Here is a 13,047-nt window from a genome sequence, read left to right on the forward strand (position 1 = left end):
TGGGTGATATCGTTTGGCAGAATGGGTCATGCTCCTATTTCTCCTTCCTTTGAATCTTTCTCCCGAATCTTTGCGAAGGTGGCAATCTCTGCTTTTAATGTCTTCGCTACATTTGCCGGTATGGCAGGTATTTTGTGGTTAGAGGTCGTAGTTCCGATTTCAAGGTCATAAAGGTCGTACCGACGCATGATGGGTCCCTGCTCAGTACGGACGTATTCCACTTTCTCCATGGGGATCAGGATGTGCTGTCGCTGAAACTTCCCGAATTTCAACTGAACGAATTCCTGATCGACCTGATAGCGCCAGGTTCTTTGAAGATAAATGGGTTCAATGAAGATAGAGAAAATGGAAGAAACAATGAACAGCCCACCCAGAACGTAAAGAACAATCCCAACCCAGTCATACCAATCGAATCGAACACTGCACATAATCAGGACCCCGATGATGATCAGTGCTGTTGTATGTCCTATCGTGTTGGATATCCGCCAGACTTTAGTGGCCTTTTTTGATATGGTTTGAGTCGGTTCATGTATGTTTATGTACATTTTTTTCACCTCTGACTTAAAATACGCGTTTAGCAAAAGAAAAGTTTCATAATATGGAAAATAATAGTTAAGAAATAGGTTTCATTTTACAAAAACTGTGATACTTAATTAATAATTTGTATTATTCATTGATAAAAAACGAATAGAATAGGTAAAAAGAATTACTCGCATGGTCTAAAAATAAACAGATTCTATCATTCTGACACGATTTCATCCATGTTATAGTTAAAAAGATTGGAAAATTTTATAAATTAGAGTAATCAATTGAGGTGAAGGTCCTTGTCTTTATTTTTTTACTACGGGTTGTTAAGAGAGAAGCGTGAGCAACTTCAAAGGCTTCAGGAATGTCATAGCAAACTTCAAGGCAACAAACAGGAATTTTCAAGTTATCAGGAATCTATTACAAATCCTGAATTATCAACATTCACTTGGCAAGGAACGCTTGCAAATAAATTTGATGAAATAAGGCTTGAAGGTATGCTTCATTATTTTACGGACATTGAAAATAACCAGTTTAGTGAAGTGTTCTCTATGCTGAGCAGTAAGATGCAAACCATACGAAGTGAAATCCAGGCGATTGAACATACCATTCGCAGGTTGGAATCTGAGGCAGAAGCAAAAACTGAATAGAAAGAAATGTATTTAATATAGCGGGAGGTAGCTTGTATGGTTAATGAAATCAGGGTAGTACAAGGTGAGATAGACCAACACCTTTCAAAAATTAAATCCTCTGCAGAATCTCTTCAACCGGATGTACCTAAAAACATTGGTCTTGAAAATCACCTGGAAGTGGTAACAAAATTAAACGAGTTGAACCAAAGCATGGAACAGATGGTACAGAGTTATAAAGAACTGCTTATTAGAAATGAAGAATTGACACGACAGGCTGTACAGGATATGGCGTTTGCCGATCAGGAACTGTCTTCACATATCAAAGCCAGGTAAGGAGAGAAATAGGGATGAAAACACTGGATGTCATGTCTCTGGAGTCAGGATTAGAACAAGTTCTTCGAAAGTTAAATCAGCAAAAAGAACAGATGATTGAAATCGAATCAGCCATAAGTGACTTTATTTCTCAAGATGCCTCTTTCAAAGGAAAAGGGGGGCAATCGATACGGGCTTTCTATCAGGATTCCCATCAATCTTTCCTGGAGTTCTATCAGCAACTGGTGGAGACATATGAATCTACCCTGAAAGCCATTAAAAATGAACTACAAGGGTTGGAGCCAGCCCAAAATGGATATATACAGGAAAACTTTTTGCAGCACGATGTGGAAAATGGATTAAATCGAGGAAGAGATATTGTCATGGACTTAACAAGTGAGTCCAATGAAACGATTCAAAGTGTTCAGGATATCGTCTCATTACCAAGATTACAGGACGATTCTTTTCTTCAACAGGTTCACGTTGCGAGGCAGCAAAAAGATCAAACCGTCGAAAAACTCCACCAGTTTGATCAAAGTCAATCTGCTAACCTAGAGCCAATCCAACAGGATGTCCACACGATGAACCAATACATTCACCAAATTCAAGGTCTCTTCTCCAACGGGAAAATCTCAATCGATACGTATCAGCCCAATAGCTGCTATAACCCTAATTATAGGGCTGACAGCGGGTCGACGAACCCTTATTTCGAGTTAACCAACAATCCCCGATTTGTCGAAAATGGCGTTGAAGCAGCAGATACCGTGAATGGACTGCAGCCGGAATGGGACCCGACACCGACGTTGGGAATCAATTTTGATCAGTGGCGTGAGCAGCCGATTAATGCTGCGACGAATTTGGGTATTACGACTGCAGCCGGGTATGGGGCTGCGAAGAGTGTGAACATAGCTCAAAAAGGATTTGGGGCAACCAAAAGTTATTATACGACGGCTCAAGGGAAAAGACGTGTTCGTGTTTCATTAACTAATCCTGAACTGATGGACTTTAAGAAAAATAACTATAGCGGGACCAACGCTACTAATTATCCTAAGCTTTATAAGTTAGTTGACCCCATGACAGGGGTAAAACAATCCTTTAAATGGGCTGGAAATAAAATTGGATATATTGGAGTTGGAACTACTGTGGTCGGTGATATTGTACATGGCGTTCAAAATGATCAATCAGCGAGTGAAATTGCGGGGAATGTTACAGGAGATGTTGCCGTAGCAGGGGCTTCTATAGCTTCATCAGCATATGTTGGTGCACTGGCAGGTGGCGCTATCGGAGGCCCAGTTGGTTTGGCTGTGGGGGCTGTAGCAGGTGCTGCTTTTGGGATGATTACAACATCATTATTAAGTGATTTGAAATTTATGGATGTTGATAATGATGGTAAAGGAGATTCCATCGGAGATGCTATTAAAAAAGGGACTACTGGAATCATTAATAAGGTAGGGTCTTGGTTTAGCTAGTCACAGAGATTCCAATTATTGAGGTGAAAGAATTTGAAAAGATACAGAGATATAGATGATATTACAATGTCTTATCTAAATAATATGCAATTCCCTAAAGAAAACAGAAGAAACGTAATAGGCTTTTTATTAATATGCATGGACTTTGTAGGGTTACTGCCATTACTTAGCATTCCTTTTTTTGCCCCCTTTTTTTGGGCAGCTCTAACACCCATCATATGTGTTCATCTTTGGGCCATTCTCTATATAATCGCTCCCTATAAATTTGAAAAGTCTTACTACTTATACCTTGGTATTTTTGGGGTTGTAAATACTTACGTTTATTTCCTTGTCATTCAGAAATTTTTATATATGCACATTGGTGTAGAAAGCAACAGCTACTTTTATATGGGACTATTGCTTATGATTTTTATACTGGCTTTCTTTCAAATTTTCAACGTGAAAATGCTCTATTCAGGTACATATGCCAAGCTTCAAAATGGAAAATCTAAGATTAATGTTACTCCTATAGTTGCTGCTTCAAGTTTTGGGTATGTGATTGCACAGTTTCTTATGTCCTATCTGGTTACTGACTCAGCTTTTATGATTGCAATGATTATCGCATATTCGATTGTATCCATTTTGACAGCCTATTTAGCTACTTTTATCCACCGGTTTATATACATTCGAAAAAATTATGATAAAGTACTAAAAATGTATCCTGAATTTGGAAAACCCAAAGCGTCGAGAAAATTCGGTTAAGGGGGATTATGATTGATTAACTGGACATTAACTAACAAAGATTTATATTTACTTGTAAAGATGTTAGGTGGAAAAGTTCTGATAGGTATAAATAACCCTTTTCCTAACTACCGAGATGATGAACTGGAAAAAGAATGGGAAATAATGTTTAAAAAGCTGCAAAAGTTTAAACTGGTGGATTATATTGAAGGTGAACTTAGATTCGAGGATCAATTCATTGGGGCCATGTGGGTTATTGCAAAGAGCAATTTGGTCGCAGAAATTGTAACGGATCAGCTGGAACAAAGCATTTTCTATTTCAGTGACAATCAGGTCATCGAATGCATGAAAGAGAATGAAACAAGTTATAAAATCTATACTCATCTGGCTCCTGAATGGACCCTTAAGCAAGTCATTTTTCCTAGAATGCTTATAGGTATTGAAAATCGATCTATACGTTTAAATGATCTCTTATACATACTCCCAAGTGATTATCTTCTCTACTGTAAAGAACAAGCCATATTCAACTTGGATGAATTATCTTTAAATAATGGAATGGACCAAGATAGTTTAATAGTCAAACAGTTTAATAGATCATTACAAAGGATAATTCATACCACTCGATTAATGATGTTCTACAAAGATGAACATGATTGGAATATCGAAGGTGTACATGTCCTCTCCTCACCCTCCTATAATTGGACATTAAGAATAGTTAGTAAAGACGGTATGGAGTGGTTGAGTGCCCGTCAGGCAACGGGAGAAGCGTTAGTACAGGAAATAGCAGGAGTTTTTGAGAGAGTAAAAATGAAACAAGAAGTGAATTAGAAGGGTGGCTTAACATTGTTTTTAAAAAAGAAGGATACAGAGGATATTTTTTGTATAGCTGTCTTTCCAGAAAAAGAGTTAACTTTTGATGAGCTAGACGATTACAGTAATAGGTTCGAAAAGGCGGGAAACATTGAGGTGGTTTCCGAGGTAAATCTATCAGAAAAAAATATAGAGATTCTAAAAAAAAGATTTCCAGAAACTGAAATTTCTTCTCCAAGCTTTGCGGTACTTAGGTTGGATATGGATAGGATAAAAGAAGAAACAAAGAAAATGGAGAAAAAATTCAAGTGGAAAAAACTCTTTAATTCAATTCCTCATGAAGAATACCTTATCGTCGAAACAAAAACCATGTTTGATTTCCGATACGTCCTTCTTTATACAAAGAATGTTGAAGAAGTCGTTACTTTTCTAGAAAAACAAAAGCATAACTAAAACTCAATATGAATGATGTTGTTATAGGAGGTGTGCTTATTTGAAGAAAGAAAAAATAGATGAGATTACATTGTCTTATTTAAGGTTTCAAAAACCGAGAGATAATAGAGGGAATATACTTGTCTTTTTTTAAATATTTCTGGATATCATTGGGGTGATTTTCCTCTTAGGTGAACCATTGATTCCCTTGTTTTTTTGGTCTGGTATCCAGTAATTTTTATTCACTTATGGGCAATTCAGTTTATTGTTGCCCCATATACATTCGAAAAATCATATTATCTTTTTTTCGGTGTGTATGGTGTTATTAATACATATGTGTATTTTTTAGTTATACAAAAATTAATATATATTCATTTTCAAATGAATGGGGTAGTACCAGCAGTTATAGGGCTGATAATGTTTATTTCGCTACTTTTAGTAATGAATTGGATTAACATACGTTCATTGAATTCCGGTACTTACTCACGACTTCAAAAAGGAAAAAAGACTTTAAACCTTTCTCCTATTACTGCTGCCTCTGGTATCGGCTATGTATTGGCGCAAATGATCCTATCGTCTTTTTTTCTTATTATCTTATCGTTTATTGCTTGTTTACGTCGATCATAAAGTAGATACATCTTTTATGTAAAAAGAAATATTAAAACTGTAAAAAGACTTTTCCCTGATTTCGGTTCACCTAAGAGAGATAGTAAGTATCCTTGATAAAAAGAATAAAGTTGGATTATGAAAAATAAGAATAAATGTCAAAGACATGTCCATAATAACCAAATATCAGGAGGTGTGGACATGCCAAATCAAAATGATAACAAATTCAAAAAAATCCAATCTGAAAGCTTCAAACAAGGAAAATCCCAGGAAGAATATGCTGCCGAACTTGAAATGAATAAGTTGAAAAGCCAGAAAAGGAAGTAACCCCGGACTACATAAAGAAAGGCAAAGAGAAAGGGCCATCCCAGCTTTTAAGGGATGGCTCTTTCCATTAAAGTGATGCTTTGATCACTTTTTTATAATAAAGCACAGATAACACACCGAAAATCGAATACAACACCGTATATAACCCCATCACAATAATCATCGGCGTCCAAACCTCGGCACCGAACAGGAACCACCCGGATTGAACCGCGAAGTAACTGTGCAGGAGACCGATGAGCAAAGGGATTCCGAAGCTGAAAAGCTGCTTGGCTTGAATGCCTCTCAATAAGTCACCCTGAGTGAAGCCCAGTTTTCTTAAAATTGTATAGTTCGGTTTCTCATCTTCACTTTCGTCCATTTGTTTAAAGTACAGGATGCATCCGGATGTGATCAGGAAGGTGAGACCAAGGAACCCGACGATGAACATGATGAGTCCGATATTTTGTTTCTGTTCTGCTTTCCTATCGTGCTGGGAGTCGTTTGCCCATCCCCCGTCCAGGCTTAACTCATGAAAGAGGTCGTTTGCTTTCAAGATATCTTTTTCTTGTTCAATCGTCACCCCGATGTAGAGAGAAGATTCCTTCTGTATAGCAGGATCTAAATCATTCTTCAGGCGTTTGAATACATTGTCATCCACGATCACCACAGGTGATCCCCCTGCTGTAAAATACCATGAAATAGGGTATTCATCACGCATTCCCAAGTACTTGAGCTTGGTGACCTCCGTTTTTCCTTTCAGTTCTGTCACCCCTGAATCATGTAACGGAATGACCTTTTGAAGTAAGTCGTTATAGCCTGTAAAGATCGTTTCGTCTTCTTTTACATCGACGCCTTCAACGCTTTTTTCGCTGATGACGGAGTTTGGCATGGCATCTAAAGAACCGTTCAGTTCGCCAAATTCAGAGTCTGTAATACCTTTTAGGTTGACCAATACTTCAATGACTTCGATTTCTTCCTTCTTGTATTGGATGCCATTGTCCAGTAAGGCATCTTTAAAGTGTTGGAAGTCTTGTGTATTTGTAAATGAAAAATCGGTCGGAACACTATTTTGAGCTGTTTTTTCAGCAGAATAATAGCCTATATAGCTCAGGGACAATAACGCTATAGCCAGTGCCGATACCGTCGTGATGATTGTCAGCAATAAGGCGTTCGATTTCATCCGGAACATGATGGATGAAAGGGATAAGACTTCGTTGATATTTAGATAACCATCTTTCTTCTTTCGTATGACGTTAAAAATGAAGCTCACGGATCCTTTATAAAACAGGTAGGTCCCGATGATGACCGAGCCAAGTATTAAGAGCATGGCCCCAAACAGCTGGGGCATGGTCGTGAGGTCCCCGCCAAACAATTTGGAAGATACGTAGTACCCCGAGGCAATCAAGATCATCCCGAAGATCCCGATGATGATTTCAAACTTGGACATCTTTTTCACTTTTGTTTCCGTTGAAGAACGGACCCTGAACAGTGATAATATGCTTTGTCTTTTAATAAATACAAAGTTCATCAGCATGATCAACAGGTAGATCGCGCAGAAAACAATGATGGTCTGGATAAGTGCCTGGATAGAGAAGTGGAGTGTGGCAATCGCCTCGACTCCGGTTATTTTGAATAGAATCATGATGATCAATTTCGAGAAGGAGAATCCGATTAAGATTCCGAGTATCAATGACCCGAAATAAAGGATGAAGTTCTCCACGCTCAAAATACGAAAGATCTTATTCTTGGTCATTCCGATTAATTGAAATAACCCAATTTCTTTACTTCTTCTTTTAATAAAGAGCGTATTCGCATACAAAAGAAAAATAGAGACGATGACGACAAGTAAAACGGAAGCGGCACGAACGGCTGCGCCGCCTTTGATGGATCCCTTCACTGCATCCATGGATGGATCATACTGCAGGGTCACAAAGGCAAAATAAAGAGCGACACTGAAGACTAAAGCAAATACATACAGATAATAATTCTTCAAATTCTTCTTCAGGTTTCTGAAGATAAGGGTATTAATGTTCATTCTGCACCCCACCCAGCACGCCTTGGGTTTTCATGATGTCCTTGAAGAAATGCGGTCTTTCCTGTTCACCTTTATTTAATTGAGTATAGATTTGCCCGTCCTTGATGAAAATCACCCGACTGCAGTAGCTGGCAGCTACTGGATCATGAGTCACCATGACAATCGTCGCCTTCAGCTTTTGATTTAGCTCACTCAGCTTGTTCAAAAGATCGGAGGCTGACTTTGAGTCGAGTGCACCTGTTGGCTCGTCGGCGAAAATGATGCTTGGTTCATGGATGAATGCACGAGCGGCTGATGTGCGTTGCTTTTGCCCACCTGAGATTTCGTTCGGGTACTTATCTTTTAATTCAAGAATCCCCAACTCTGAAGCAAGATCGTTGAATTTCTGATCGGCTTCCTTTTTGGGTGTCTTTGTGATGGATAAAGGCAGAAGAATATTTTCTTTCACCGTTAACGTGTCCAGCAGGTTGTATTCCTGAAAGATAAAGCCCAGATGATTTTTTCGGAATTGAGCCAGCTGCTTTTCTTTCATCATCGTCATCTCATTGCTTTCAATCTTAATCGAACCCTCACTCACTTTGTCGATGGAGGAAAGGACGTTCAAAAGAGTCGTTTTTCCGGAACCGGATGCCCCCATGATACTGACGAATTCGCCTTTTTGGATCGATAGGTCGATTCCCTTTAAGACTTCCTGTTTGTTGAATTTATTTCCGTAGCTTTTATGAAGTTTTGTTGCTTCTAATATCGTCATCGTGAAAAACTCCTTTGATTTGATACTCTTATTATAAAAAGCAGGAAGTTTCTTTTCCTTTTATTGTTCGAACAAAACAGAAAAGCATGTGACATTTTTGTCACACGCCGGTAAGTTGGACGAAATCGTTCTTCTTAGGAAAGGTGAGGGTGATCCGTGTTCCTTCTCCTCGTTTGGACTCGAACTCTATGGAAATCAGCAAAGACTCCGACACTTTTTTCGTTAGATACAACCCCATGCCGGTGGAGGATTGATCATTGTGGTCGATGGTCGAGGTGAAGCCTTTGTCAAAGATCCTTGGCAGGTCCTTGGGATCTATGCCCCTCCCGAAATCCTGAATGGTGAGGACCCCTCTCCCGTCATGATCATCACTCTTAATGATAATATCCGAGGAGGTGCTGTATTTTACGGCATTGGTTAAAAGCTGCCTGATCATAAAAGCCAGCCATTTTGTATCGCTCAGCACTTCCGTGACATCCATTTGAATGTCAAACCCGATTCCTTTTTGAATACACCAGGATTGCAGCGTTTTTATTTCCTGAAATATAACCGTCTCAAGATCGGTGTTCTCGATATATAGATCATTCTCCATAAACGCCATCCGCTTCTGATGAAGCTGTTGATCCAACAGAAGGTGGATCCGCAGCCATTCGTACTTTATTGGAGCCTTTAAAGATTCGTTCTCTATACGCTCAATCATCAAATGCATAGCAGTCAATGGGGTTTTCACTTCATGAATCCAGGACAGGAGGTCATCTTTTTCCTGTTCGAGTAGCATCCGATTTTCAGATGCTGCCTTCCTCAGAAGGTTTGCTTGCTCTGATAAACTATCTGAAATAATTTCTTCAAAAGGAGTATCGGGAGCATCCACCCCAGTGATGTTGAGATTTTGATCCCATTCCTTCAGTCGTTTAAAGAAACGGGTTTCCTTCTGGTATCGAATGAAAACAAAAACGATGAAAAAGAACAGCGACAGAAACACCATATAAAGGATCGGTTGTAAGGGGATGGCCGTATCGATATAGGCGATAAAGATCAATAAAAGGTGAAGAACGATAAAGAACAATATCCAGCTTTTTCGTTCCCATAAAAATATACGGATCATGGCGAATCCTCTTCAATGGCCAGATACCCCTGGCCGACTTTGGTTTCAATGAAGCGGCCCAATTCAATCTCTTCCAACCGCTTCCGAAGGCGGTTCACATTTACGGTCAACGTATTGTCGCTGATGAAACGTTTATCATCCCAGAGGCTATTAATCAAAGCATCCCTGCTGACGATCTTATTTTTCTGATCTATTAGAAGTTTTAAGATATACATCTCATTCTTTGTCAATTCAATGTAACCCCGTTCATTGGATACAGTGTTACGTTCAAAATCGACGGTTGCCCCGCACCAGGTCTTGATGCTCACCTGTTCGGTGTTATAGTTATACACCCTCCGGAGTGTAGCCTGTACCTTTGCGATCAGGACATCAAAATGAAAGGGCTTCTGGATGAAGTCATCTGCCCCAAGCTGCATGGACATGACCATATCAGTCGGGTGATCACGGGAAGACAGGAACAGGATCGGCACCTTGGAGTGTGTGCGGATCATCCGGCACCAGTGGAAGCCATCGAATTTAGGCAATTGAATATCAATGATCACAAGATCCGGTTTTACCTCGGTGAATTCCTGCATCACGTGATTGAAATCAGTAATTCCATATACATCATAGGACCACTGGGAAAGCCGCTCCTTGATTTCATTAAATAGGGTTGTGTCATCTTCGATTAGTAATAATTTGAACAAATAAGTCACCCCACAATCTTGCTGTTTACATAAATTGTATAGGAAATCGCATGTATTTGCCATAAAGCGAGTAAAAGGAATACCTTTGCCAAAATGGAGGAGTATGACAAGTTGGTGGAAGCATATCATTCGGATATGGATATCCTGGCAGAGAAGTATGATGTAACGTATCAGATGAATGGGCAGAGAGGGAACGTAGAGAATCTGTAAGAAGCTCTTACCTTCTTTCTTATTAAACCAAACCAACATTTAAGAAAACTTACTCCTGACTAGAAGGGGGAAGTTTCTTAAATTAAATCGCAAAAAAATGACATGTGATTTTTTTGAAAATGGTTTATAAAAGTAAAAATAAGGATATATAGTAAGTACTTGTAACTAATTGGTCTGGTTCTACAATAGGTAATCACCTATTAACGTTTTATTGGGGAGACTTAAGTCTTTGTTTTGGCACTATTATCCTGGTTGTATAAAGTGATTTTTGTATCAAATGACCTGAAAGTATTTATTCTTCTAGTTATAAAGTTTCCTTTTTCCTGTAAAAATTGTGTTTATATGTATGTTTATAATAGTATGATATTGGAAGTGTGGAAACAATTGTAATAAAAAGGATTTTGATGCAAGAAAACGGGTTACATAGTTTAGTAGGTTTATGTTTCTTATTTGGGTACTCTGATTTGATATAGATGATTACCACCAACAATTTCATTTAAGGGAGAGGAATTACATGTCAGGAATTATACGTGTTACCCCAGCTGAATTGATTAGTATGTCTAACCGTTACACCGGTGAAAGCAGCCAGGTTGGAGAACAAATTTCACGACTGGATAATATGATTTCAGAATTGGAAGGTATGTGGGAAGGGGAATCAAGCCGTGCGTTTGCAGAGCAATATCAAACACTTCGTCCTTCATTCCTACAAATGCAGCAGCTACTTGAAGACATCTCAATGCAATTGACTAGCACTGCTAAGTCTCTTGAAGATGCAGATGCCCAAATTGCCAATCAAATTCGTGGATAAGTTTATCCCCATCAATTTAAACATGAAGGAGCGCTTATCATTATGTGGCGCTCCTTCCTTATGAGGTGAACGCGGACATGTATATTGACATCACCATTGATTTAGAGCGATATGACGAGAAGAGCTTTGATCTTAGGTTATCAAACTATCATACTGTAAAAAAACTGATTGATCTTGTATGGCAGTCTCAGAAGCTTACAGCTGAGCCTAGGGAAGGCTATTGGATTCGGATTGTGAATAAAAGAGAAGTGATTCCTGGTAACATACGGTTGATTGATGCAGGAATTCATTCTGGAGATCGAATTGAAATTTTATAAAGGAGACCAATAGAATGTCACAAATAAGTGGATCATACCTACAAGACAAGCTGGAAGCCGCTGTACATAGAAAAGATAATAAGATGACATTGATCTTTCAAAAAGAAAAGATTAAGTTGGATGAAATAGCGGAAATTCACTTTCTGAAGAATATTAATCCGGCCATACAAAAAGAAATCACGATGGAAAATGATGAATTATGCATCGTGATTACCATACCTGACTCCTTCTCTTTTTATCCCCAATTAAAGGCGAATGAGAAGGAACGGTTGATGTCTGCCTATCAACTGGTACAAAACGTACGAAATCATACCTTGTCACGCCTGCATCTCATTATTAGTCCAGACAATATTGTGTTTGATCAAGGACTGACTCCACACTTTATCCATTATGGTGTAAAGGAGAGCCTACCCCCATATGAAAAAGATGCGAATCTATTGTTAAAGGAGACAAAAGCCACGGTAGCAGCTATTGTGGATCGGCAACATACATTTGATGATTACATTAAGTTCAGTGAGACGTTAAAATTGTCGCCAATGACTAAAGATATCTTAGAAGCCGAAAACATTGACGGTGTCGGAGAAGTGTTAAACCGCTTTATAAAAGAAGCCAAAAAGTCTGATTCCCTCCTCATGACTGTTAGTAAGAAAAAGTGGAAACTAAATCGGTATGTACTGCTGGGAGTGTCATTACTCTTGATACCAGCACTTATTTATTCTATTTATTCTCTTTTCTTTATGTTTCCAAAGCAAGAAAGAGTTGTAGCCGCCCAAGAGAGTTTCCTCCTAAATAAGTATAGTGATGTGGTAACCGAACTTCAGCCTTATGAGATCGATGAAATCCCGAAGGTCACTCAATATCAACTCGCACTCTCCTATATTATTAACGAATCATTAACTGAAGACCAAAAAGAGAATGTACGTAACACCGTCTCTCTTCAATCGGACCCTCTTTATTATGAGTACTGGATTAATATTGGAAGAGGAAAGGCTAAGGAAGCGTTGGAAACAGCAAGGTTCTTAGAGGATCGGGATTTAATTCTGTTTGGACTTCTTAAGTACCGCGAGCAAGTCAAGGCAGACGGGGATCTTGATAGCGAGGAAAGACAGCAGGAATTAGATGAGATTGAAAGTGAAATAGCTGAATATGAGGAAGAAATGAAAGCATTGGAAAATGAACAGCCATCACAACCGGCACAAACAACGGAAGAACCGCAACAGACTGAAGAGAAAAAGACACCTGAACAAAAACCGGCGGCTACTGATGGAGAGAATTCCACGCCTCCAGCTGAAGCTGATGATAAGAAAGAATCCTGACTAACAA

At 38.9% G+C, this 13,047-nt stretch carries 15 protein-coding genes; 10 read left to right on the forward strand and 5 right to left on the reverse strand.

Going from position 1 to position 13,047, the window contains the following annotated elements; translation table 11 throughout:
• Nucleotides 1–26 precede the first annotated feature (26 nt).
• On the reverse strand, nt 27–545 hold the full coding sequence (locus AC6CIB_RS18000; protein ID WP_498282978.1) for a PH domain-containing protein: 519 nt from the start codon (nt 543–545) through the stop codon (nt 27–29).
• 279 nt (nt 546–824) lie between these two features.
• On the opposite strand from AC6CIB_RS18000, the gene AC6CIB_RS18005 reads away from it, so the two are divergent.
• The 7 genes from AC6CIB_RS18005 (at nt 825) to AC6CIB_RS18035 (ending at nt 5,833) form a co-directional block, all read left to right on the forward strand.
• A complete protein-coding gene (locus tag AC6CIB_RS18005; protein ID WP_498282980.1) occupies nt 825–1,175 on the forward strand; it encodes a YwqH-like family protein in 351 nt (116 codons plus the stop codon).
• Nucleotides 1,176–1,211: 36 nt separating this feature from the next.
• Nucleotides 1,212–1,490 (forward strand): YwqI/YxiC family protein, encoded by a 279-nt coding sequence (locus AC6CIB_RS18010; protein ID WP_498282982.1) that lies wholly within the window; start codon nt 1,212–1,214, stop codon nt 1,488–1,490.
• A gap of 14 nt (nt 1,491–1,504) precedes the next feature.
• Nucleotides 1,505–2,938: a ribonuclease YeeF family protein gene (locus AC6CIB_RS18015; protein ID WP_498282984.1), complete on the forward strand. Its 1,434-nt coding sequence runs from the start codon at nt 1,505–1,507 to the stop codon at nt 2,936–2,938.
• A 33-nt stretch (nt 2,939–2,971) separates the two neighbouring features.
• Entirely contained in the window at nt 2,972–3,679 is a 708-nt protein-coding gene (locus AC6CIB_RS18020; protein ID WP_498282986.1) for a hypothetical protein, read from the forward strand.
• A gap of 12 nt (nt 3,680–3,691) precedes the next feature.
• Complete coding sequence (locus AC6CIB_RS18025) at nt 3,692–4,486, forward strand: hypothetical protein (RefSeq protein ID WP_498282988.1); 795 nt, start codon at nt 3,692–3,694, stop codon at nt 4,484–4,486.
• Between the two features lie 15 nt (nt 4,487–4,501).
• Nucleotides 4,502–4,921 (forward strand): hypothetical protein, encoded by a 420-nt coding sequence (locus AC6CIB_RS18030; RefSeq protein ID WP_498282990.1) that lies wholly within the window; start codon nt 4,502–4,504, stop codon nt 4,919–4,921.
• A gap of 786 nt (nt 4,922–5,707) precedes the next feature.
• Entirely contained in the window at nt 5,708–5,833 is a 126-nt protein-coding gene (locus AC6CIB_RS18035; protein WP_498282992.1) for a hypothetical protein, read from the forward strand.
• 67 nt (nt 5,834–5,900) lie between these two features.
• Here the strand turns inward: AC6CIB_RS18035 and AC6CIB_RS18040 are convergent, their stop codons facing one another.
• The 4 genes from AC6CIB_RS18040 to AC6CIB_RS18055 form a co-directional block, all read right to left on the reverse strand.
• On the reverse strand, nt 5,901–7,847 hold the full coding sequence (locus AC6CIB_RS18040; protein ID WP_498282994.1) for an FtsX-like permease family protein: 1,947 nt from the start codon (nt 7,845–7,847) through the stop codon (nt 5,901–5,903).
• The gene (locus AC6CIB_RS18045; protein WP_498282996.1) at nt 7,837–8,598 is read right to left on the reverse strand and encodes an ABC transporter ATP-binding protein; all 762 of its coding nucleotides are present in this window, start codon (nt 8,596–8,598) and stop codon (nt 7,837–7,839) included. The genes AC6CIB_RS18040 and AC6CIB_RS18045 overlap by 11 nt, the downstream gene beginning before the upstream one ends.
• A gap of 100 nt (nt 8,599–8,698) precedes the next feature.
• Nucleotides 8,699–9,703 carry a sensor histidine kinase gene (locus AC6CIB_RS18050; RefSeq protein WP_498282998.1) on the reverse strand — a complete coding sequence of 335 codons (1,005 nt, stop codon included), beginning with the start codon at nt 9,701–9,703 and terminating at the stop codon, nt 8,699–8,701.
• The gene (locus AC6CIB_RS18055) at nt 9,700–10,389 is read right to left on the reverse strand and encodes a response regulator transcription factor (RefSeq protein WP_498283000.1); all 690 of its coding nucleotides are present in this window, start codon (nt 10,387–10,389) and stop codon (nt 9,700–9,702) included. The genes AC6CIB_RS18050 and AC6CIB_RS18055 overlap by 4 nt, the downstream gene beginning before the upstream one ends.
• Before the next feature lie 724 nt (nt 10,390–11,113).
• Here AC6CIB_RS18055 and AC6CIB_RS18060 point away from each other — a divergent pair.
• The 3 genes from AC6CIB_RS18060 (at nt 11,114) to essB (ending at nt 13,040) form a co-directional block, all read left to right on the forward strand.
• Nucleotides 11,114–11,407 carry a WXG100 family type VII secretion target gene (locus AC6CIB_RS18060; protein WP_173107938.1) on the forward strand — a complete coding sequence of 98 codons (294 nt, stop codon included), beginning with the start codon at nt 11,114–11,116 and terminating at the stop codon, nt 11,405–11,407.
• Nucleotides 11,408–11,484: 77 nt separating this feature from the next.
• Entirely contained in the window at nt 11,485–11,724 is a 240-nt protein-coding gene (gene yukD / locus AC6CIB_RS18065) for an ESX secretion system protein YukD (protein WP_498283002.1), read from the forward strand.
• 14 nt (nt 11,725–11,738) lie between these two features.
• Nucleotides 11,739–13,040 carry a type VII secretion protein EssB gene (essB, locus tag AC6CIB_RS18070; protein ID WP_498283004.1) on the forward strand — a complete coding sequence of 434 codons (1,302 nt, stop codon included), beginning with the start codon at nt 11,739–11,741 and terminating at the stop codon, nt 13,038–13,040.
• Nucleotides 13,041–13,047: the final 7 nt, after the last annotated feature.

Source organism: Rossellomorea sp. GQ25 (assembly GCF_059758515.1).

Coding starts and splice junctions, on each gene's coding strand:
- AC6CIB_RS18000 (WP_498282978.1), bottom strand. CDS start 545: ATGTACATAAACATACATGAACCGACTCAAACCATATCAAAAAAGGCC.
- AC6CIB_RS18010 (WP_498282982.1), top strand. CDS start 1,212: ATGGTTAATGAAATCAGGGTAGTACAAGGTGAGATAGACCAACACCTT.
- AC6CIB_RS18015 (WP_498282984.1), top strand. CDS start 1,505: ATGAAAACACTGGATGTCATGTCTCTGGAGTCAGGATTAGAACAAGTT.
- AC6CIB_RS18035 (WP_498282992.1), top strand. CDS start 5,708: ATGCCAAATCAAAATGATAACAAATTCAAAAAAATCCAATCTGAAAGC.
- AC6CIB_RS18040 (WP_498282994.1), bottom strand. CDS start 7,847: ATGAACATTAATACCCTTATCTTCAGAAACCTGAAGAAGAATTTGAAG.
- AC6CIB_RS18045 (WP_498282996.1), bottom strand. CDS start 8,598: ATGACGATATTAGAAGCAACAAAACTTCATAAAAGCTACGGAAATAAA.
- AC6CIB_RS18050 (WP_498282998.1), bottom strand. CDS start 9,703: ATGATCCGTATATTTTTATGGGAACGAAAAAGCTGGATATTGTTCTTT.
- AC6CIB_RS18060 (WP_173107938.1), top strand. CDS start 11,114: ATGTCAGGAATTATACGTGTTACCCCAGCTGAATTGATTAGTATGTCT.
- yukD (WP_498283002.1), top strand. CDS start 11,485: ATGTATATTGACATCACCATTGATTTAGAGCGATATGACGAGAAGAGC.
- essB (WP_498283004.1), top strand. CDS start 11,739: ATGTCACAAATAAGTGGATCATACCTACAAGACAAGCTGGAAGCCGCT.